Origin of the sequence: Brevibacillus sp. TJ4 (genome assembly GCF_044627595.2) — a bacterium.
Lineage (GTDB): Bacteria > Bacillota > Bacilli > Brevibacillales > Brevibacillaceae > Brevibacillus.
The window spans coordinates 1,613,447-1,633,168 of the sequence record NZ_CP185865.1 but is presented as its reverse complement, the minus strand read 5'-3'; the positions used below and the strand labels follow the sequence as shown (position 1 = coordinate 1,633,168).

21 protein-coding genes are annotated in these 19,722 nt (G+C 54.3%); 8 read left to right on the top strand and 13 right to left on the bottom strand.

From position 1 onward, the window contains the following. Nucleotides 1-133 precede the first annotated feature (133 nt). The 3 genes from ACAF76_RS07835 (at nt 134) to ACAF76_RS07825 (ending at nt 2,165) form a co-directional block, all read left to right on the top strand. A complete protein-coding gene (locus tag ACAF76_RS07835; protein ID WP_400163372.1) occupies nt 134-1,198 on the top strand; it encodes a type III polyketide synthase in 1,065 nt (354 codons plus the stop codon). A 6-nt stretch (nt 1,199-1,204) separates the two neighbouring features. Then, nucleotides 1,205-1,726 (top strand): isoprenylcysteine carboxyl methyltransferase family protein, encoded by a 522-nt coding sequence (locus ACAF76_RS07830; protein WP_400163371.1) that lies wholly within the window; start codon nt 1,205-1,207, stop codon nt 1,724-1,726. A gap of 160 nt (nt 1,727-1,886) precedes the next feature. Then, entirely contained in the window at nt 1,887-2,165 is a 279-nt protein-coding gene (locus ACAF76_RS07825) for a hypothetical protein (RefSeq protein WP_400163370.1), read from the top strand. 96 nt (nt 2,166-2,261) lie between these two features. On the opposite strand, the gene ACAF76_RS07820 is transcribed toward ACAF76_RS07825, so the two are convergent. Together ACAF76_RS07820 and ACAF76_RS07815 are read right to left on the bottom strand one after the other, a co-directional pair. Beyond that, nucleotides 2,262-2,999 (bottom strand): hypothetical protein, encoded by a 738-nt coding sequence (locus tag ACAF76_RS07820; RefSeq protein WP_400163369.1) that lies wholly within the window; start codon nt 2,997-2,999, stop codon nt 2,262-2,264. 62 nt (nt 3,000-3,061) lie between these two features. Beyond that, nucleotides 3,062-3,490: a MarR family winged helix-turn-helix transcriptional regulator gene (locus ACAF76_RS07815; RefSeq protein ID WP_400163368.1), complete on the bottom strand. Its 429-nt coding sequence runs from the start codon at nt 3,488-3,490 to the stop codon at nt 3,062-3,064. A gap of 380 nt (nt 3,491-3,870) precedes the next feature. On the opposite strand from ACAF76_RS07815, the gene lepB reads away from it, so the two are divergent. Beyond that, nucleotides 3,871-4,434 (top strand): signal peptidase I, encoded by a 564-nt coding sequence (gene lepB, locus ACAF76_RS07810; RefSeq protein ID WP_400163367.1) that lies wholly within the window; start codon nt 3,871-3,873, stop codon nt 4,432-4,434. A gap of 82 nt (nt 4,435-4,516) precedes the next feature. On the opposite strand, the gene ACAF76_RS07805 is transcribed toward lepB, so the two are convergent. Together ACAF76_RS07805 and ACAF76_RS07800 are read right to left on the bottom strand one after the other, a co-directional pair. Further along, entirely contained in the window at nt 4,517-5,263 is a 747-nt protein-coding gene (locus ACAF76_RS07805; protein WP_400163366.1) for a LytR/AlgR family response regulator transcription factor, read from the bottom strand. Then, nucleotides 5,254-6,951: a LytS/YhcK type 5TM receptor domain-containing protein gene (locus ACAF76_RS07800; protein ID WP_400163365.1), complete on the bottom strand. Its 1,698-nt coding sequence runs from the start codon at nt 6,949-6,951 to the stop codon at nt 5,254-5,256. Before ACAF76_RS07800 ends, ACAF76_RS07805 begins: the two co-directional genes overlap by 10 nt. Before the next feature lie 297 nt (nt 6,952-7,248). Here ACAF76_RS07800 and ACAF76_RS07795 point away from each other — a divergent pair, with 297 nt between their 5' ends. Continuing rightward, nucleotides 7,249-8,604 (top strand): MFS transporter, encoded by a 1,356-nt coding sequence (locus ACAF76_RS07795; RefSeq protein ID WP_400163364.1) that lies wholly within the window; start codon nt 7,249-7,251, stop codon nt 8,602-8,604. A 169-nt stretch (nt 8,605-8,773) separates the two neighbouring features. Here the strand turns inward: ACAF76_RS07795 and ACAF76_RS07790 are convergent, their stop codons facing one another. From ACAF76_RS07790 to ACAF76_RS07775, 4 genes are all read right to left on the bottom strand, one after another. Further along, on the bottom strand, nt 8,774-9,598 hold the full coding sequence (locus ACAF76_RS07790) for a D-alanyl-D-alanine carboxypeptidase family protein (RefSeq protein WP_400163363.1): 825 nt from the start codon (nt 9,596-9,598) through the stop codon (nt 8,774-8,776). Between the two features lie 72 nt (nt 9,599-9,670). Beyond that, nucleotides 9,671-10,741 (bottom strand): phosphodiester glycosidase family protein, encoded by a 1,071-nt coding sequence (locus ACAF76_RS07785; protein WP_400163362.1) that lies wholly within the window; start codon nt 10,739-10,741, stop codon nt 9,671-9,673. Further along, the gene (locus tag ACAF76_RS07780; protein WP_400163361.1) at nt 10,731-11,249 is read right to left on the bottom strand and encodes a hypothetical protein; all 519 of its coding nucleotides are present in this window, start codon (nt 11,247-11,249) and stop codon (nt 10,731-10,733) included. The genes ACAF76_RS07785 and ACAF76_RS07780 overlap by 11 nt, the downstream gene beginning before the upstream one ends. 174 nt (nt 11,250-11,423) lie before the next feature. Then, nucleotides 11,424-12,242 (bottom strand): RDD family protein, encoded by an 819-nt coding sequence (locus tag ACAF76_RS07775; protein ID WP_400163360.1) that lies wholly within the window; start codon nt 12,240-12,242, stop codon nt 11,424-11,426. 56 nt (nt 12,243-12,298) lie between these two features. On the opposite strand from ACAF76_RS07775, the gene ACAF76_RS07770 reads away from it, so the two are divergent. After that, nucleotides 12,299-13,291, top strand: coding sequence for a stage II sporulation protein M (locus tag ACAF76_RS07770; protein ID WP_400163359.1), 993 nt, complete (start codon nt 12,299-12,301; stop codon nt 13,289-13,291). On the opposite strand, the gene ACAF76_RS07765 is transcribed toward ACAF76_RS07770, so the two are convergent. From ACAF76_RS07765 to ACAF76_RS07745, 5 genes are read right to left on the bottom strand one after another with little or no spacing between them, the layout of a single operon-like run. Continuing rightward, nucleotides 13,258-14,628 carry a DUF58 domain-containing protein gene (locus tag ACAF76_RS07765; protein ID WP_400163358.1) on the bottom strand — a complete coding sequence of 457 codons (1,371 nt, stop codon included), beginning with the start codon at nt 14,626-14,628 and terminating at the stop codon, nt 13,258-13,260. The two genes, ACAF76_RS07770 and ACAF76_RS07765, sit on opposite strands and share 34 nt — an antisense overlap. After that, nucleotides 14,579-15,499 (bottom strand): AAA family ATPase, encoded by a 921-nt coding sequence (locus ACAF76_RS07760; protein WP_400163357.1) that lies wholly within the window; start codon nt 15,497-15,499, stop codon nt 14,579-14,581. Before ACAF76_RS07760 ends, ACAF76_RS07765 begins: the two co-directional genes overlap by 50 nt. A 5-nt stretch (nt 15,500-15,504) precedes the next feature. Next, nucleotides 15,505-16,626, bottom strand: a complete 1,122-nt coding sequence (locus ACAF76_RS07755; RefSeq protein WP_400163356.1) for a DUF4350 domain-containing protein — start codon at nt 16,624-16,626, stop codon at nt 15,505-15,507. Then, entirely contained in the window at nt 16,619-17,248 is a 630-nt protein-coding gene (locus ACAF76_RS07750) for a DUF4129 domain-containing protein (RefSeq protein ID WP_400163355.1), read from the bottom strand. Before ACAF76_RS07750 ends, ACAF76_RS07755 begins: the two co-directional genes overlap by 8 nt. After that, nucleotides 17,241-18,257, bottom strand: a complete 1,017-nt coding sequence (locus ACAF76_RS07745; protein ID WP_400163354.1) for an ABC transporter ATP-binding protein — start codon at nt 18,255-18,257, stop codon at nt 17,241-17,243. Before ACAF76_RS07745 ends, ACAF76_RS07750 begins: the two co-directional genes overlap by 8 nt. A 174-nt stretch (nt 18,258-18,431) precedes the next feature. On the opposite strand from ACAF76_RS07745, the gene ACAF76_RS07740 reads away from it, so the two are divergent. Next, nucleotides 18,432-19,055, top strand: a complete 624-nt coding sequence (locus ACAF76_RS07740) for a LysE family translocator (RefSeq protein ID WP_400163353.1) — start codon at nt 18,432-18,434, stop codon at nt 19,053-19,055. A 98-nt stretch (nt 19,056-19,153) separates the two neighbouring features. Then, a complete protein-coding gene (locus ACAF76_RS07735; protein WP_400163352.1) occupies nt 19,154-19,678 on the top strand; it encodes a hypothetical protein in 525 nt (174 codons plus the stop codon). Nucleotides 19,679-19,722 lie beyond the last annotated feature (44 nt).

The following is a 19,722-nucleotide window of genomic DNA, read 5'->3' as shown; positions in this document are numbered from 1 at the left end:
AGCTGCAGGGGTAAACGGCTCTCTCTCGTCAGCAATACTGCATCGTGAATTTTTGCAAGGATGCATTGGGACCATCCGGAAGGGCAAACTACCGGGTATAAACCATTTTTTGGATCGGGAGTGAATCGAACCAATGCCGCGCATTGAAGCTGTTGCCACTGCTGTCCCTCCCCATGTGCTCGATCAGGAGGAGTCGATGTCCCTGGCACGCCACTTTTTCCAGGAAGCGTTTCCTGACGTGGATCGGCTGCTGGGCGTTTTCGCTCATAGCCAAATTCGCAAGCGGCACTTCTGCATGCCGAAGGACTGGTTTACCCGAGACTGGATGTTTGCGGAAAAAAATCAACTGTACGTGGAGCACGCCGAATCCTTGGCCCTGGAAGCAGCCCGCAAATGCCTGGAAAGGGCCCAGACCGCTGCCGACTCAATCGACTGCCTCATCTTCGTATCGAGCACGGGAATAGCCACTCCCAGCATCGACTCCCGCCTCGTTGGCAAGCTGGGGATGCGTCCCGATGCTACCCGCATCCCTTTATGGGGCCTGGGATGCGCAGGCGGAGCGATGGGCCTGTCGCGTTCCTGCGAATACGCAAGCGCCTATCCGAGCCGCCGCGTCCTGCTCGTCAGTGTAGAGCTGTGCGGACTGACCTTCATTCGTCAGGATATGTCCAAAAGCAATCTCGTCGCGACGTGTCTTTTTGCCGACGGTGCGGCTGCCGTTCTCGTCGAAGGGGACCAGCTCGCCCCGGCAACCTCGGGTCCCCGCCTGCACTTTCGCGGCGCACAGACGACGACCTGGCCGGATACGCTCGACGTCATGGGGTGGGAAGTGACGGAACCGGGATTAAAAGTCGTCTTCTCCCGCGACATTCCCAGCCTGATTCAGCAAAGCATGCGAACAAACGTCGACAGCTTTCTTTCACCGCTTGGCACTTCTGTTCATGCAATACGCCATTTTATTTTTCACCCTGGCGGTGCAAAGGTGCTGACAGCGTATCAGCGCTCCCTCGAGCTGGCGGCGGATGCCACCCGGCTCTCTGCGGAAGTGCTGGCCAATTACGGAAACATGTCCTCGCCGACTGTGCTGTTCGTCCTCGAAAAAAGTATGGAGCAGAGCTGGACTGCTGGTGAACAGGGATTGCTGGCGGCGCTCGGCCCAGGTTTTAGTTCAGAACTTATGCTATTGGAAGCGAGGTAGCAAAGCATGCGGTTTTTGCTCATCATGGTGATCTTTGTCCTCATCCAGCGCATCGCCGAGCTCGTTTTGGCCAAAAGAAATGCCGCTGTGATTCGCAAGCTGGGCGGCTACGAAGTCGGACGAAGCCATTACAAATACATCGTGCTGTTGCACAGCTTGTTTTTGCCCAGCCTAGTGTACGAGGTGTCCAGCACCGGTACTGTCGTCTTGCCCGATTGGTGGACTGTGCCGTTTGCCCTGTTCGTGGCGGCACAGCTTTTGCGCTACTGGTGTATCAGCAGTCTGGGCCATCGCTGGAATACGCGCATTTTTGTGCTACCTGACACTCCCCCGCTCAGGCATGGTCCGTATCGCTTTCTCCGCCATCCCAACTACCTGGTCGTCACGGTGGAATTGCTCGCTTTGCCGCTTATGTTCAATGCTGTCTTGACGACGCTGCTGTTTTCCCTGGCGAATGCCTGGCTCCTGTTGCGTGTCCGCATTCCGCTGGAAGAGCACGCCGTCTATCAACAGGGCAGAGAATCGTAAAAAAAGCTCGAGCCGATCACGCGGTTCGAGCTTTTTCCTGGATGGAGGTTTCAATGTGCCTGTTTGGCGGGTATGTAGTAAAGAAGAGCAAATTCCTTTGAGGTGAAAGAGAGATGAATCGTAAATGACAGCAATGCACGAGCCTCTGGAGACTAAGCGGATGATCATTCGTGAATTTTTTGACCTGATTAACAAAGTTCCCGACAAAGACGACGCTGACAGCATTCAAAAATTCCTGCGCTATTTGCAAAGCCTGCTACGCGTCAAGCAAGTTGTCCCTCCTGTCGTAGAGATTATGACCGTCGTCAAATACACCAAACCTGTCCTGTATCACGGCGCCCGTCGCAATGTTATGAAGGCAAGCAACCTGCACATGCTCTTCCAGGTGGACATGAGCCTGCAGCTCGCACAGGAACGGCTGGACGCATACGTTGGATAATCCCGCATCACATCGACCACTTCTGTCTCGATTGCAATGACTGTGCCTACAAAAAAACGCTTTGCCCGGTGACGAGCAAAGCGTTTCATTATTTTCTTAGTCCTCGGAATCTGCTGTCGGCACGTTCATGGTCCATCCGCTGCGTGCAGAGACGTCTTGGGTTTTGTCATTGGAAGCGATGATTTTGAACTCTTTTTCAAGCGGTGCCGCTGTCAGGCCATGCGCTGTCACCTGCTCTTCAGGTTGTGGGCTGATGACGATGCTCTCGCCCTCCAACGGCATCGAGTGCCATGCCGAAGCCGGGACGCTCTGATTCGGTCTTGCTTGGACGATTACATAGTTTTTCTCGGTTGGCATCGCTGCCCAACCAGTTTGTTGGGATACACTGTCTGCAGCCTTTTGGACGATGAAGAACTCGCCCTCTTTGGGGATGTTGACCCAAGCTGCCGGAGCTACTGGTTGCAGGCCGGATTTCGGAGTGTAGATGTAGTATTGGCCTTCCAGTGGCATTTGGTGCCAGCCGCCAGTTGCCGCGGAGTATACCGGACCTGGTGCAGTCGGCGATTCTACGACCTCTACGACCTCTACGACTTCCTCCGCTGCCTCTTCTACTGCCTCTTCTTCTACTGCCTCTTCATCTACAGCTTCTTCTTCTGTTGCTTCTTCTTCTGTTTCTGTCGCTTCTGCGTCATTCTCAGCTACGTCCTGCGTGGAAACTGCTGCTTCTTCTACTACCGTTTCAACAGCTGCTGCCTCCTGCGCACAGGCACCTTGTGCCATCAATGCGGCACCCAGAACGAACGACCCCACCATCAATGTACTTCTTTTTTTCATGTGAGTACACCCCTTCTCGTAGCTCACACGTCTTTTTCGCATCATGTCCCTACGTGTCTTGTTCAGGCCAAACGAGAGGCTCGGTTCATTTTCATCAGAAAATAGGTAAACTGATCAAGCTCCTCGTCAGTAAGGCTTTCTGTCAAATCCGCCATCAGCGCCCTTCTGCGTTCGAGCAGGTTTTCCAGCAAAGGCACAGCTTTTTCGGATAACGTCACCCAGACAATCCGGCGGTCATGTTCATCGCGGACACGTTCTATGTAGTTTGCTTTGACCAGCCGATTGAGGGCGATCGTAGTCGCGCTGTTGGACTGCCTCAAAATGCTCGCCAATTCGGATACTGTACTGCGTTTCACGTCGTACAGAACGCGTAACACAATAAACTGTTTCGGACTGATCTGTTCATCCTCGTTCAGCCATTGACTAATGAAGAAACGAGATACTTCGACAAATACCCGATCCAGTTCTTCAAGTTTGCTCGTACGGGACATACTGCTCACATCATCACCTATTTTCAGAAAAAATACTGTCGCATTGCTAAAAATATATAGCGTCTTCATAAGAAGAGCAAGAAAAACTACTGTGTTTTTCTGAAAATGCTAGAAGATGACGCGACAACGTGTTTACTACTTAATCATTTTATAGTAAAACTTATTTTCACCCTCATCCTACCCGATCAGATCGCGGCAGGCAATAGCACAAATTGACAACCTCGTGACAAAAAAGTGAATTTTGCGCCCGATCCAAGGCCTGAATTCCCTTTCGTTTTCCCCTGTAAAACATGTATAATAGGTTTGATGAGTCACGTTCCCTACTCGTGGCGCCCCGCTTTTTGGGAAGATAAAAACGACGTACATAGGAGAACGAGAAGATGGAACAATACGCACAAGATACCCCGAAATGGAAAGCTGAACTATTTGACTGGCTAAAATCGTTCCTCATCATTGGCTCTGCGACTGCCGTGATTTACCTTTTCATCATGGCCCCTTACGTGGTGCAAGGACGCTCGATGGAAACCACATTGCACGACGGCGAACGGGTCATCGTCAACAAAGCGATCTACTACCTGGATGATCCCCAGCCAGGTGACATTGTCATCATTCACCCCGACGCCAGCGGGGAAAACTGGATCAAACGCGTTGTCGCTGTTGCCGGAGATACCGTGGAAGCGAAAAATGACCAGTTGTACGTAAACGGTCAGCCACTGCAAGAAGACTATCTCAACGAAAATCGTCTGAAATCGGAAGCAGCAGGCGTTGTACTGACTGCAGACTTCGGTCCCGTCACCGTAGAAGAAGGCAGCGTGTTTGTCATGGGGGACAACCGAAACAACAGCATGGACAGCCGTGTCATCGGCCCCGTCCAGCTTGACCACGTCGTAGGACGTGCGGAATTCGTCTACTGGCCGTTCAACGCGATTCGAATGCCGAAATAGCAGCCGTTTCTACCAAAAAGAAGGCTCTCGCCACATGCACATGGCGGAAGCCTTCTTTTTTGCTGCCAGTCGTCCCTCGCGTCTACAGATTCATCAGGCTGCGAAACGCTTTGACCCTGCTCCTGCTTACGGGAATATCCGTCTGACTGTTGTCGTTCATTTTGATCAAGTACGTATTGTTAAACCACGGGATGATTTCCTTGATTTTTCGTACGTTCAAAATGTAGTTGCGGTGGCTGCGAAAGAAGGAGCCAGACCGGTTCAAGATCGTCTCCAGCTCGTTGAGGGACAGATCGCATTTTTCCACGCTGTCTTTGGTGGCGACAAACAGCTCCTTGTCCCGCACGAACGCGAAGAAAATATCGTGTACTTGGACGGGAATGATCTTGTTGTGCTTGCGGATACAGATTTGCTCTTCCAGCACCACAGGAACCACCGCAGCAGACTCCTGCTTGTCCGACTTGTTCAGCAGCGTTTTCACCTTTTTGATCGCTTCATCCAGCTTTGACTCCTGAATCGGTTTGGTCAGATAGCCGACAGCCGGAGTGGAGAACGCCTCCAGTGCGTGTTCATGGAAAGCGGTCGAAAAGATGATCAACGGCGGCTTGGACATCTGGCTCAGTTTATTGGCAAATTCCAGACCGTTCAATGCCGGCATGTGAATATCGAGAAAAAGCAAATCCGGCTCGGAATGGACAATGGCAGTCAACGCTTCAAGCGGGTTGTAGTGGATGGAAAGCACTTCGATCTCGATATATTGTTTCAACAAAAATTCCAATTCGGAACATATTGCCGGTTCGTCGTCGACGATCATCGTTCTCAAGAGCACGTCACATGCACATCCTTTCCGGAATCGGAGCGCGGAACGCGAAATGAGACAATCGTTCCGTCACCTGGTTTGCTGTCGATCGCAAGGCCGTACTCGCCCCCGTAAATGGATTGCAGCCGGCGGTGGACATTGGCAAGTCCGATGCCCTGCGGCTGGTGGCTCCAAATTTCAGCCAATCGCTCTTCGCTTATCCCTACCCCATTGTCTTCTATGCTGATTTTCACGTCTTTGCCGGATGCCTCTGCCCGAATGATGAGCTGGCAGTCGCTGATTTTGGGAAACAGGCCGTGATGCATGGCATTTTCCACGATCGGCTGCAAGATGAGAATCGGCAATTTCTGATCCAGCAGTGACTCATCAATCTCCATGCTGACCTTCAATCGGTTTGCAAACCGGACTTTTTCAATCTCCAAATAAGACGTAATCCCCTCCAATTCCTCTTGCAGGCTGTGGTCATTCCCCTTGCTCTTCAAGTTGTGCCTGAAAATATCGCTTAAATTGCCGATCAATCGCCTCGCCTGCTCGGGGTCTGTCCGGCAGTAGGACATGATCGTGCCGAGCGTGTTGAACAGAAAATGCGGGTTGATTTGCGCTTGAAGGGCATTGACTTCGGCCTGCTGCCGCATTTTGCTCTGATGCTCGATCTCCGCCAGCTCGATCTGGACCGACAAGAGATTGGCCAGACCATCGACCAGCTTCAGATTCGTCTGGGATGTTCTGAAGGACGAGCGCTTCAGGTAAAATTGCAGCGTTCCGATCCGTTCGTTTCGATGGTACAAAGGTGCGGCGATGACCGACTTGAGGCGCAGCGAACGGAGAAACGCATAGTCCTTGTCCCGATACACCACCGTATTCTCGGCGAAAACAGCTTCTGCTACCTGTGCGCACAGCGCTTCACTCGGGACATGCTTCTCCAGCACATCTCCCCTTACGCTAAGCAGCTTTTCGCGGTCGGTAATGGCGACAGCGTCCACCTTCGCCATTTCCCGGATAATCTCGGCAGTGCGTCTGGCAGAGTCTTCATTGAGCCCTGTTCGCATGTGCGGCAGCGTCTGGCTGGCAATCGACAAGGCAAGATTGGCTCCGAGAGCGCCGAACTGGTCCTGCATCGTTTTCAGGTTCAGAAATACACGCATGAAGATAAACAGCCCGATGACCGTCACGATCGTCGTCGGGATCGCAATCTTTGCTTCCAGCTTGAGTGCTTCGTCAAAAGGTCTGGCGATGAGCAGTACCGTCACTTTCTGGATCAGCTCGGCTGTTACAGCAAGCAGTACGATGTGCCGCCCTTTCATCCGCAGCACATCTTTTTTCTTGCTTACGATCCCGCCCAGCAGTCCTGCCAGCACGGTCGACAAACCACAGGCGACTGCGGTAAATCCTCCGAGCGAGTAACGGTGGATGCCGCCGATCAGACCGGCAAAAAAGCCGACGACAGGTCCTCCGATCAACCCGCCGACGAGCGCGCCGACGATGCGCGTATTGGCGAGGGCATCATTGACTTTGATTCCATGCTCGGTTCCGATCACCGACAGGAAGCCGAACAGGGCGGACAGAATGACGATCCGCATCAAGTTGTTTTTTCCGTACACAATGTTTCGAAAATAATCCAGTTGCCCGATGATGAGGGAAATGACCACGATCGCAGATATGTTTTCCAATAGTTGCAACAGCATAGTGAAAGTCACGACAATCCCCCCTAATGGTAAAGCGTATCCCGATCCGGCACATAAATCAATGCAACTCGATTGGCAAAATCGGCATCTCAGATACCGATTTTGCACGCTCGGGAGCATCGAATAGATTCGGAGGAAACAAGCGCTCTAAAATATAAACAGTTCTGATCATTCCAACTCCGCTCGAAAGAGAAGAAACCCCTTACAAGACGAAAAATGCCTTCCGCACAAGGAGAGCCATTCGTTTATTTGCAAGCGATTTCATCCTTTCGAGACATATGAAGTACAGTTTACAAGGAGGTTGCAACAATGGCACAATCAAGCGATCGCGCGAAGACGCGGCGCATCACCAGCAACATTTTTAAAGGTTCGATCGGGAACCTGATCGAATGGTATGACTGGTATGTGTATGCAGCTTTTGCCGTGTATTTCTCGTCTCAATTCTTCCCCTCGGGAGACCCGACCAGCCAGTTGCTGAATACAGCGGCGGTCTTCGCTGTCGGATTCCTGATGCGGCCAATCGGGAGCTTGCTTTTGGGGCGGTACGCAGACCGTCACGGGCGCCGCGCCGCATTGACGCTTTCGATCACCATCATGGCCAGCGGTTCACTGGTCATTGCACTGACGCCGAACTACGATACGATCGGCGTGTTTGCTCCGATCATCCTCGTGCTGGCCCGCCTGCTCCAAGGCTTGTCGCTTGGCGGAGAATACGGCACTTCGGCAACGTACTTGTCCGAGATGGCGGACAGCGGTCGCCGCGGCTTCTACTCCAGCTTTCAGTATGTCACGCTGATCAGCGGTCAACTGCTGGCACTGGGCGTGCAAATTATTTTGCAGCAAGTGCTCAGCGACGGAGATATGCGGGCGTGGGGCTGGCGTATTCCTTTCGTCATCGGTGCGCTTGGCGCCCTCGCCGTCCTCTGGCTGCGCCGGAGCATGGACGAGTCCGAGCAGTACGCCAACATGGCGAAGAAAAGCAAGTCCAATGCCGGAACACTAAAAGAGCTGATGAAGCACCCGAAAGCGGTACTGGCAGTCGTCGGTCTGACGCTCGGGGGAACGATCGCGTTCAACACGTATACGACCTACATGCAGAAATTCATGGTCAATACGGTGGGGCTGCCGAACGGAGTCGTCACCTGGATCAACTTTTTGGCGCTGCTCGTCTTCATCGTGCTTCAGCCTCTTGCTGGTATGCTCTCTGACCGGATCGGGCGCCGTCCGCTGCTGATTGCTTTCGGTGTTCTCGGAACTTTGTTCACCGTCCCGCTGTTCTTCTTGCTGGAGCAGGCGAACAGTCCGTACGTCGCCTTCCTGCTGATGCTGACCGGACTGATTATCGTCACCGGCTACACGTCGATCAACGCGATCGTAAAAGCCGAGATGTTCCCGACCGAGATTCGCGCTCTGGGCGTGGGCTTCCCGTACGGGGTGACAGTTGCGATTTTCGGGGGTACTGCGGAATTCATCGCGCTCTGGTTCAAGAGCATCGGAGTCGAGTCGCTCTTCTACTTCTACGTGGCTGGCTGTATTGCTCTAAGCCTCATCGTATACTGGCGCATGGGCGAATCGTCAAAGACCTCGCTGATCGAAGCAGAATTGCAGGAATCCGCTGACACATCCGAAAGCACATCGGCTTCCAGAGCAGCAAACGGCCAATAGTCGCTGACTCACATAGGCTGTTTCGCTTCCGAAGAAAATAAAAACCGCCAGCTTGTTGCACATGATGTGCCGGCTGGCGGTTTTTTTGCTGCCTTACGCCTCGAAAAAATCCCCTTGGATCAACTGTGAAGAAGCCACGGTTGACCACAAGGGGACTGGTGTTGTTGTCTTAAATCCCGGACCCGGAAAAATACTCTTCCAGCGTTATGCCCTTTTCCATCACTTCTTCGGCAATCTGAGTCCCGACATAGCGCAGGTGCCATGGTTCATAGGCGTAGCCTGTGATGTCTTCCTTCCCTTCCGGATAGCGGATGACAAAACCGAACTTGGCGCAGTTTTCTTCCAGCCATTTTCCCTCTGGTGTATCGGCGAAGCTCTGTTCCAGTCTAGTCACGCTGTCTGCACCTGACACATCCATCGCCAGTCCCGTCTGATGCTCGCTTTTTCCCGGAACGGCACTGAACGCAGCAGCGTGTTCGGCACCTTGCTTCTGGACGTAGGATTCATACAGCGATTTTTGTGTCTTGTAGGAGCGAAAGCCGGAGACCGCATACAGTTTCACGCCGTCCATTTCCGCCTTGAGAAAGAGCGCCTCCAGCGCACGTGCCGCTTCTGCTCGCATCAAGCGTTTTTCAACTTTCTCGTCAAAAGGGAAGTCCACGTTCGGCTCGACCAGATCGGCTGGTCTGTAATCAACCGGCAACGAGCGCTGCTTGTTGACGATGACAATCAAGTCATCCGGATTGGTCACCGTCGGAACACCGTTCACATCCTGGATCGTCTCTTCCAGCGTCAGCTTTGCAGTCGGCTCAGGAGCGATGTCGTCGATTGCTCCATCTGTCGGCTGATCCTGTTCATCTGCCGGCGAGACCGCAGGCGGAGTCTGTTCCTCGCCGCCATTGCCCGCACCGTCCTGTACTTGGCTGCAACTGCTCAGGATCACGGCCAGGCAGGCAGTCGTGGCAATCATCAAGCCCACGCGTTTTTTGTTCATATCCATTCCTCCTGATCGGCACATGCCTATACATCGAAAAAAGCGGCCATCTTCCCGCAGCATGTCCAACAACTACGGCAAAATGACCAGATTGCTTACGACGCGCCGTTCGCTTCCACCCGATGGCTTGTTCATCAGCTTGCCGTTGTAGTAGAAAGCGCTGGAACCGCCGCCGTCCAGATTGTACGCATCGACGACGTGAAATTCCTGCAGTTTGCGCTGCGCTTCCTCCAGCGTGACACCATTGCTGTATCCCTGCTGTCTGCCATCGATGACGATAAGCAGCAAGTCGCCATTGTCAAAGTGACCGATCAATGTACGCGGCTGACGCGCATTTGCCCAATCCTTCGGTATCGGCAGGCGCTTTCCGTCTTGCAAGAGCCTTGGCAAGAAACTCGCTCCCTGCAAAATTCCTTGTTCCGTAATCTGTTCCTGTGTCGTAATGGTCGTTCCGACGAGATGTCCTTTGTTGTTGAAACCGACGAAACTCAAATTGGAGTTGTTGGAAAAGGTGCGAATCTGCCCGTCGACAACGGTGATGCCAAGCGGTACGAGATAGCCTTGGCTGTCAGACATAAACCCTCCGGCGTTGATCGCCAGGATCGCTCCCGTACGCTTGCCCGCCTGGCTGGTCGTCTCTCCTCTACTTTTTATAGAGTTGTTTGCCAGCACCATTTTCAGCGCATTCGGGTTATTCAGCCGAACCTTGGCCATGTAGCCGCGGTATCCGGATTCCGTCAGTGAGTACACCTTTACTGTAGAGTTTTTCCCGAAGTGCTGGCCGATCGGATCACCCAGCATGTTGGACAGGATCGTATCCAGCACGTCCTCCGACTGCTTCGTCTGCGAGGCGCTCGCCTGGAGCAGATGATCGATCTCTTTGTTCTGCTCTTCGTAGGCTTTCTTTTCCCGGTCCGCGATTTCACGTATTTCTTGCAACGCGATCTGTGTGTTCTCCAGCGTGCCTCGGGTCTCGTCCAGCTCCTCCTGCAGCTTCGCCACCTCTTCTACCGACTGCTCCAAAGGCAGCTTCAGCCCATCCCAGGCGAGCTTGTCCACCGGATTTTGCTGCGAAAAGGCAAACAAAAAACCGACTGCCGGCGCCAGCAGGAAGGCGAAAAAACGATTGACGTTACCAAGCACGGGCAGCATCCTCCAGTTTTTCCAGCGACTTCTTCAGTTCCGCAAGCTGGTTGTTCAACTGGGTGATCCGCTCCGAAAGCGCCTGTTTCGTCTCGTCTGTTCCCCCGATTGTCTCACCGGTCAATTGCAGCTCTTCCTCAATCGTGGAAAGCCCTTGTTGCACATCTTTCATCTCGTCCTGGACTAAAGCCAGTTGCTCGCCCAACGCATTCATGTGTCCCTGATTCTCTTCCTGAAGCTGGGCGATGCGCGCATTCACCAATTGCTCCTGCTTGTCCAACGTATGAACGGCAAACGCGTATCCGCCGTAGGCAAGTCCTGCCCAAAGCAAGACAGCCAAGGTAACAGGCAGCCACGGACGCTTGTTTTCCGCCCGCGATGGACTCAGCGTATTCCACAAACTTCCGAACAGTCCGGCGCGTTTTTTCCTTCTTTCCTGTTTCCCCTCTGTAGGAAGGTGCAGCGTGGTTGATGGTGTCGATGAAGCATTCATGTATTTCTCGCTCATCGGCTTCCCCTCCTTTCTCCGACAAAGAATGCGCCATTATTATACCATAGAACATTTTCTATGGATGTTTTTGCGGAAAATTGGAAAAACAAGTCGTACTTTTTACCTGCCCCAGACAAAAAAGAAGTACCCGACAGCGTACTGCGGACACTTCTTTTTGCTCATATTGAGTGGCTAGCTTTTTCTCCCGAGCTGCCAGTCCTGCTGGAGCTGGTGGTGCAACTGCTGCAGGAACAGCAGTGGATCGTCCTGCACTTGATTGCGGTCGCTCCAGCCGAGTCTTTCACTCAGACGCTGCGCGATCTGCTTGCCAAGCTCGCTCTTTTTGTCGGGAGCAAGCGAGGAAAGGCGCGCGATAAAGGATGAGAGCAACTGCCAGTCCTCCCGTGTGATTGCCTGCCGCTGGGCATCGGTAAGCTCCAGGGGGGTATACGCTTCGCCAGCTTTTTGCTTCTTGCGCGACAGTGCCGCTGTTGCCCCGGTTTCCGAGACGACGATCGTACCCGCGACCAAATCGCCGATCCGCTTGTCTTTGGGGTGGAAAAAGACGACCAGGGCACCGAGGAAATAGCCGCTGGGCAGCATGTCGACGATGCGAAACAGGTTGCGCAGCACTGCCGAAAGAAACGTGATCGGCTGCCCGGTGTCGCGAATGACGCGAAGTCTCATCAGCCGCTTGCCCACGGTCTGGCCGGACCAAAACGCCTCCAGCAAAAGCGAATAACCGAAGTTGATCAAAAACAAAAGAATCAGGAAGATCGCCAGTGCGACTTCGGTTACCGTCGAATCTGCGCTTGGGGCAAATGAAAAATCATCAATTGCAACTATACTAAAAAGCAGTATTAATGTAAGATTAACCAGGAACAGGATACATCCGTCAATCAATTGGGCGGCTGCCCGGCTTCCCAGACCCGCCGTCTGAAAGCGAAGCTGGACGTGTTCCGGGGTAACTACGGAAACTTCCCGGTGCTTGATCTGTGTCATTTCCTCCATGCCGGATTTCCTTCACCCTTTCATTTTTACGTATAAATGAGGAGGCTTTCGCAAAAATGGATCTCACCTCGTTTTGGCATACCCACAAGGCCACCTGGGACGAACTCGAGCAGTTGGTCGAAGCCTTTCAGAAAAAATCGCGCAAGGTAAGCGCCTCCGACATCGATCGCATGACGCTCTTGTACAAAAAGACGTCGGCGCATCTCGCCTACATACGCTCTCACTATCCCGCAGACGATCTGGCGCTCTATCTGAACCAACTCGTCTCGCGCGCCCACAACCTGACCTACAAGCAGCGCTCGGGGAGCTGGCAGCAGTTAGCCCACTTTTTCGGGACGCATGCCATCGAACTGGTGCAAAAGCGGATATGGTTCATCGCCGTCGCCGCCGGCTTGTTTTGTCTCGGTGGTCTGTTTGGCTTCATCGCCGTCGCAAATGACCCGCTCAACCTCTATTTTGTACTCCCGGATGGCATGGCTGAGTATATCGACCCTGCCAGCCTGGGAGAAGGGCACGATACACTGAACAATCCGCTGATTTCGACGATGATTATGACCAACAACATCCGCGTCGCCATTCTCGCCTTTGTCAGTGGAGTGACCTTCGGGCTGTTCCCGATCTACCTGCTGCTGTTCAACGGCCTTTTGGTCGGAGCCTTGGCTGCGGTCTACCACCAGTTCGGGAGCGGCTACGCATTTTGGGCTTACATTTTGCCCCATGGCATCATCGAATTGACCGCGATCTTTATCGCCGGTGGAGCCGGACTGTACATGGGCTATCGGATGCTGGTGCCCGGTCGTTACTCCCGCAGGCATCAGTTTTTGGAGGCGGCAAAGGAATCGGGGCAGCTCCTGCTCGCCACCCTTCCCTTGTTTGTCATCGCCGGATTGATCGAAGGGTTCATTACCCCGTCCACGACGTTGTCCCTGGAGGCCAAGTACAGCGTCGCCGGAATCACCTTGCTGCTGCTGGTTCTCTGGTACGCAGTCGGTGTCCGCAAAAAACGCCAGGACGATCAGAGCGCCTCTCGCGACTTGATCTCCAAATAAGTGTTGACCACTTGCAATGTCAATTGATCGGCCGGAACATCCAGCACCTGGATGCCTGCGCCGGTCATTTTTTGTTGGAAGCCTTTGCGATCCAGTTGAAAACGCTGCGCCAGTGCCTTCACGAAGGCGTGTCGGCTGTTCTTCGTCTCGACGCTGTTCCACGCGTGCAGCAGCGGGTCCGCCAGCGACAGGAGCAGGAACAGATGGGAGCGCCGCAGCCTCCACAAATATCCGCTCATCTGGTCTTCCAACAAGTAATTCTCCATATCCGAAAACAGCACGATCAGACTCCGTCTTTTTTGCTGCTGATGCAGATAGGTGAGCGCCTTGACCGGATCGGACTCGACGAATTCGCTGCGCACGTCATAGACGGCTGAAATCAGCGTATGCAGGTGGGCAAGCCCTTTTCCGGGCGGTACATACGTCTTGATCTCATGGGAATAAACCAAAAGCGCCACCTGGTCTCCTTGCTTCAATGCGACAGCAGCCAGGGTCAGCGCTGCTTCCAGTGAGGTGTCCAGCCTCGTCTTGCCGTCCAGCTCCACGCCCATCAAGCGTCCGCAGTCAAGCATGATCGTCACGACCTTGCCTTGTTCCGGACGGTATTGGTTGGCCATCAGGCGGCGGCTGCGAGCAGAGGCGGACCAGTTGATCGTACGCGGATCGTCGTCAGGCACATACTCGCGAATAGCGTGAAAATCGGAACCCGTCCGCGCCCGACGCAGCAGTTTGGTCCCGTCGACAATCAAACTCTCCTGCAAGGAAGCCAGGTACCCGCGCACTTGTGACAGGTCGGGATAGATGCGGATCGACCGTTCGCAGGCAAACCTGCTCTGCCGCTGCCACAGTCCGATTCGCCCTTGCCAGCGCACATAAGCCCAGCGCAGCTCGTACCTGCCCCGCTCCGCAGCGCGGGTCGTATAGCCAAGCTGCTTCCAGCCCTTTTCCAGTGTGCCGCGAATCGGGGTCATCTCCTCGAACGAGTACGGCAAATCATCAATCAGCTCGTAGCGGATCGCCTGCTCTCCCGCGTTGACAAGCTCCAACTGAACGGGAATGCTCTGCCCAATGTCCGCCTGCGCCGGAAGCTGTCCGGAAAGTGAAAGCTGTTTCTTTTTCGGGATCGTCAGCCAATCGATGGCACTGGCAGCGAGCAGCAGTCCATTGTAGATCCAAAACAGCGCGTAGCCGAAGCCCAGGACAAATCCGAGCATCGCCAGCGGCACTCCCAGCAGCATGAGCCAGAGCAGACGCCGCGTCGGGAGCACAAAGCGGTCGCGCAGAAAATCAGCGAGGTACCGGAATCGCCGCCAAGGTTTCGTCGATGATGTGGTCACTGGTACCTCCCTCCAATTCCACTTGCGGCGCGAGGATCAAGCGGTGGCGCAATGCCGGTCTGGCCACCAGTTTGACATCGTCCGGCGTGACGTATGTGCGGTTGTCCAGATGGGCCCATGCCTTGCTTGCCATCAGCACGGCAATGCCCGCGCGCGGACTTGCTCCGAGAAGCAGCCGCTTGCTCTCCCGCGTCTTTTGGATCAGCGTGGTGATATATTCGAGAATGGAATCATCGACCACGATTTCTTGCAGCTTTTTGCGTTCTGCCACGATATCTTCCACCGTGTACAATGGCTGACTCGCCCCAGAAACTGCAGGGGTGGCAGCCAAATGCTGGGCCAAAATGCGCCGCTCCTGCTCGTGGGCAGGGTAGGAAAATTTCAATTGAAACAAAAAGCGGTCCAGTTGCGCTTCCGGCAGTACATACGTACCTTCGTATTCGATCGGGTTTTGCGTGGCGACGACAAAAAACGGCTCCGGCAACGGATAGGTCACGCCGTGAATTGTCACCTGACGCTCCTCCATCGCCTCCAGGAGCGCCGCTTGCGTCTTTGGCGGCGTCCGGTTGATTTCATCCGCCAACAGCAGGTTGGCAAAGACTGGCCCTTTGATCGTCTCAAAGCGGTTGCGTTCCATATTGAACACGGCGTTTCCGATGATGTCGCTCGGCATCAGGTCAGGCGTAAACTGTACCCGCTTGCTCTCTCCGCCGATCAGCGCTGCAAGGGTGCGAACCATTTTCGTCTTGCCAACGCCCGGCACGCCTTCCAGCAGCACATGTCCCCCTGCCAGCAATGCCGCTACCAGCAAGCGGATATTGAACTGCTGTCCGACGACCTCTTTTTCCATCGCTTCCAGTAATTTTTCCATCTCTCTCACTCCTTCTCCAGGCGTTTCGTGACTTCATCGAGGAACAGGCTATCCGCCAGCAGCCGCTTCGGCGTGTAGGACGTATCCGCCTTCGCCTGCTCGATCCGTTGCAGAACTTCGATGAGCTTTGCCGTATCGTTTTCGTTCCATCTGCTTCGCGCTGCCTGGATAATTTCAGGAATCTCAGCGCGGGTATGAATTCCCCAGCGCTCGTACAACAGTTGCCGCAAATACGCTTCCCGATGGCTCAAGGCATCGCGGGCAAGCCTTTTGCGTTCATACCAGCTCGCGACAGCAAGCAATGTCTCATCGCCGCGGCGAACGGTCCACTCCCGCAGCGTGTAGACCGGTCCAAAGCGCTTGCCGCGCCACCAGAGGTACAGCAGCAGCACGAGAAAAAGCTGTATGCAGCCTGCAAGCAGCCAGCCCGGATACACGGCGAAAATGCCCGGTCGGACGCGGTCGCCGTGATGGTACTCATCCATCCAGATGACGGACCAGTCTTCTTGCAGGTAAGGCCAGACCGCCTCAAAATGCGACAGTGCGGCGATGTTTCGGTTGGTCATCCATTCCGGCACCACAAACAGGCTGATCGATCCTTCTCCATACGGTTTGCGCCCGGCGAGAATTCCCTCTTCGTCGGCGAGCAGCACCTCCATATCCGCCTCCGCTTCCAACCGGTAGGACGATACGGGCATTCCTTTGCTGCCCTGCTGCAACAGCGGACCGTGAATGTCTACTGCATGCCCGGCCTCGTGCTGGACTTCCGTCAGCGAAAATTCCCACCACTCAACCGGCCATTGTGCAAACACCAGCAGATCGTTTCCTTGGGATACCCAGTCGAGCATCTCGTCTATCGCTTGCTCCGAGATGTCAGCCGGTTCCAGCGAGATCAGCGCCTGCCCACCCTGATCGGGCAAAAAGCCCATCGGCATACGCCACTCCTTCACCTGTCTTCCCTTTTCTTCCAACAACATGACGATTGCCTTGCTCCCGTTCGGATGAGCCGATGTCGCTGCGTAAGGCGCTGCCTGATCTGCGTCAGGCTTGAGCACGAAGAGGCCGATGCCGATCAAAAGGCAGACGGAGACTACCAAAGCCAGGCGATAGGTTCGCAAGCTACCCATGACGTCCCTCCTCGCGCCAGCTTTCCTCTAATTCCTGGACATGCGCCCAAAAAAGCTGGTCTTCCCGTTGTCCCTGACCGTACCATACTTTTTCAAAAAGCCGGGCGTGGCGGCGAAACATACTGACTGCCTGCGGGTAGTTGTACTGAAGCTCGGCCGCGTATTCCCAGTTGGTCTTCCACGGCTCGACGCGAATCCACGACTTTTCCTGCATGGAAAAGAGAAGCGCCAAAAAGAGATAACGGACTGCTTCCCGCCACTCTCCCGCCTCTCCCAGCCGTTTGGCCTCCTGCAGATACTCCACACTGCCGCGCATCGCTTCCTCGCCGACAAGCGGCATTCGCTTTCTCGCAGGCTTCCAGATCACTTTTTTGGACAGCCAGAAGATCAGTACCAAAAGACCAATCACCGTGGCCACGACTAGCCCCGTAGAAATGGCAGAAGCCGCCCCGTCGGGAATCTCGGTGCCAGCAAACATATCGGCGATCGCGTCCAATACCACATTCAGCACGCGCTCCAGCAAGCCCGGACCATCCGCTTTCTCCAAATCGACAAATTCGTCCCGCGACAGTATTTCCTGCAAGCGTGCTTTGTCGCTTGCCCATTGCGACGAGCTACTCATGTCGCTCTCCCGGGCTTGTGGTCGGCACGGCTGCCGCCAGTTCTGCTGCCGGTTCGGCAAGCATCATCTCCAGATCGGTCCCTTCTTTGCGCACGCGCAAGTCGAGGTACGCGAGAGTATAGACGATCATCCCCCAAGGCATCAACAGGCAGTTTGCGATCAGCAAAAGCAGCGTGCTGAGGATTGAAACACCCATTCCGGCTGTAATGACTACCTGCAATCCTCCGAAAAACATCGAATACAGAATCATCACGACCATGTACATGCCAAACAGCCGCCAGAAATTGCCCTTGGTAACCTCCCAGCTCTTGCCGAAACCCGGGGCGCTTTCCCCCAGCGCGACGAATGGCAGGTAAAATCCCAACCGCAGCAAAAAGTATCCAGGGACCACAACCATGCCCACCAGAAACAGAAGATACAGCCCGATAATTGTCAGCACCAGCCAGACCGATTCGCTTTCGGTTGCATACGCAAACGGATCGGCACCGCTGTTGCTCCATATAAACAAAAAAGCGATCAAGCCACATAACGCCATATAGGCGAGTACGATCCCGATTGCGATGAGCATGTAGAGCACTGTACTTCCGACCAGAGGCCAAAAACGGCGCAGGGACTGTTTCACTGCCTGGCCAAAGCGGACACTCTCTCCTTCAATCGCCCCTTTGGCGACGAAAAAGGTGGCACTGAGCAACTGTGGATACGATACCAGACTCATAATCGGCACGACGAGAAGCAGATAGACAAAAATCATCACGATGCTATCTGTCAGCACTTCGTCAGAAGCAATCAGCTTCTCAGCCAGTGCTTCCCAGGCATCCTCGCTCTCTGTATCCTGATAGAGCAGCGGCATTCTCGTAACGTCATTCAGCGTAAGGTCCTGCAACAGCAAAACTGGCCCCATCCAAAGCAGGGCAAGCAAGACAAAAATGCCAAAATGAGAACGGTATAAGGAAAAACTTTGATCCAGAAGCTTTCCGACTCCCATCGGAGTAAACGGACGCTGATTCATGCAGAAACCTCCATCTCAAAAGTAAACTACCCGACCATTATACACGATTTTCCTTCTTTTTGAAAAATTAACTCGGTTTTAGTAAATTACGACCAGTTCCTGCTGGACGACCGAGAGGCGGTTGCCCTACGATATGAACAATGAACAATTTGGAAAAATGATGGAGGTGCGCTGATGGACTTGTCACTTACGCTTTCTTTTTTGGCTGTCGCTGTACTGCTCACGCTCGCGCCAGGACCGGATATTTTGTTTGTGATCGCACAAAGCATATCCAACGGACGAAAGGCGGGCATCCTCACCGCCCTTGGTCTGGCAAGCGGCGTCATCGTCCACACCCTGGCAGCTGCGCTCGGCATCACCGCCGTACTTTACAACTCCGCCTTTGCATTTCAATTGATCAAGTACGCGGGAGCACTGTATCTTCTGTACCTCGCCTACCAAGCGATACGCGACGGCGCGACCCCTTTGACGGCAGCAGCGCCTGTCCGGCAAAAAGGGATTCAGCTCTATCGCACGGGAGTTTTGATGAACATTCTCAATCCGAAAGTCTCTTTGTTTTTCCTCGCCCTGCTGCCGCAATTCGTCACGCACGGCACGGGAAATGAGCCGCTGCAGATGATGCTGCTCGGCGTCATTTTTATGGTCCAGGCCATTGTCGTCTTCTCGCTGGTGGCTCTCTTTGCGGGGCAGGTCGGCAGCAAGCTGATGGCCCGACCGAAAGTGGGCAAGTACGTCAATTACGGCAAAGCAGTCCTGTATGCCGCAATTGGGCTGCGCCTGGCACTGGCGGAAAAGTAGCCGCTGGCAAAACAATCCATATTAAAGTTATCTGTCCATTGCCTGGGGAAGTGCTGTTGAATATGATGAACCATGTGTACAAAAGGAGGTGTTGTGGCGTGAAAGGAAGCAAACAGTCAGCCTCCAGCCTGCGCCATAAACGCAGTACGGCACGAAAGCGTTGGCGGGGTCAACTGTCCCCACAGATTGTTCGGGTACAAGTCCGACCACCGCGTATTCACGTAAGAACCCCAGCACCTCGGCTCAGGTTCGCCCAATCTCCGCCCTCCGTTCAGGTAGAGGCGCCGACGGTCCATGTGCAAGCTCCAGAGCCGCTCGTACTCCCCGCTCCTGTCGTCCATGTCGATGTCGAAGCGGATGATCATCCGGATGAAGCAAGTGTGCAGGGTCTGCGCAAAGAGCTGCTGAAATGTCTGAAACAAAAGCAAACCGTCGAGCTCCTCCTCCCGGCGATGGGAGAAGACAGCCGCCGTTACCGAGTCGGATCATTGGTACGGGTGGACGAAGGAATTGTGGAGCTGGAAATTCCCCGGACGCCTGAGTCTGCCAGTACAAGAGTCATCTACCCGCTCAATCGCATTGCCGGGCTTGTCCCGCACCTGCCCAGCCCGCTGCTTTCCTAATCGGCCGCAATGCCAGTTCGCCGCGTTTGCGCTGCTTTGACCAG

Excerpts from the sequence above, each read along its gene's own strand:
- ACAF76_RS07795 (WP_400163364.1), top strand. The coding sequence starts at position 7,249 with ATGGCACAATCAAGCGATCGCGCGAAGACGCGGCGCATCACCAGCAAC.
- ACAF76_RS07740 (WP_400163353.1), top strand. The coding sequence starts at position 18,432 with ATGGACTTGTCACTTACGCTTTCTTTTTTGGCTGTCGCTGTACTGCTC.
- lepB (WP_400163367.1), top strand. The coding sequence starts at position 3,871 with ATGGAACAATACGCACAAGATACCCCGAAATGGAAAGCTGAACTATTT.
- ACAF76_RS07815 (WP_400163368.1), bottom strand. The coding sequence starts at position 3,490 with ATGTCCCGTACGAGCAAACTTGAAGAACTGGATCGGGTATTTGTCGAA.
- ACAF76_RS07745 (WP_400163354.1), bottom strand. The coding sequence starts at position 18,257 with ATGAATCAGCGTCCGTTTACTCCGATGGGAGTCGGAAAGCTTCTGGAT.
- ACAF76_RS07835 (WP_400163372.1), top strand. The coding sequence starts at position 134 with ATGCCGCGCATTGAAGCTGTTGCCACTGCTGTCCCTCCCCATGTGCTC.
- ACAF76_RS07790 (WP_400163363.1), bottom strand. The coding sequence starts at position 9,598 with ATGAACAAAAAACGCGTGGGCTTGATGATTGCCACGACTGCCTGCCTG.
- ACAF76_RS07825 (WP_400163370.1), top strand. The coding sequence starts at position 1,887 with ATGATCATTCGTGAATTTTTTGACCTGATTAACAAAGTTCCCGACAAA.
- ACAF76_RS07750 (WP_400163355.1), bottom strand. The coding sequence starts at position 17,248 with ATGAGTAGCTCGTCGCAATGGGCAAGCGACAAAGCACGCTTGCAGGAA.
- ACAF76_RS07830 (WP_400163371.1), top strand. The coding sequence starts at position 1,205 with ATGCGGTTTTTGCTCATCATGGTGATCTTTGTCCTCATCCAGCGCATC.
- ACAF76_RS07770 (WP_400163359.1), top strand. The coding sequence starts at position 12,299 with ATGGATCTCACCTCGTTTTGGCATACCCACAAGGCCACCTGGGACGAA.
- ACAF76_RS07775 (WP_400163360.1), bottom strand. The coding sequence starts at position 12,242 with ATGGAGGAAATGACACAGATCAAGCACCGGGAAGTTTCCGTAGTTACC.
- ACAF76_RS07760 (WP_400163357.1), bottom strand. The coding sequence starts at position 15,499 with ATGGAAAAATTACTGGAAGCGATGGAAAAAGAGGTCGTCGGACAGCAG.
- ACAF76_RS07820 (WP_400163369.1), bottom strand. The coding sequence starts at position 2,999 with ATGAAAAAAAGAAGTACATTGATGGTGGGGTCGTTCGTTCTGGGTGCC.
- ACAF76_RS07780 (WP_400163361.1), bottom strand. The coding sequence starts at position 11,249 with ATGAGCGAGAAATACATGAATGCTTCATCGACACCATCAACCACGCTG.
- ACAF76_RS07755 (WP_400163356.1), bottom strand. The coding sequence starts at position 16,626 with ATGGGTAGCTTGCGAACCTATCGCCTGGCTTTGGTAGTCTCCGTCTGC.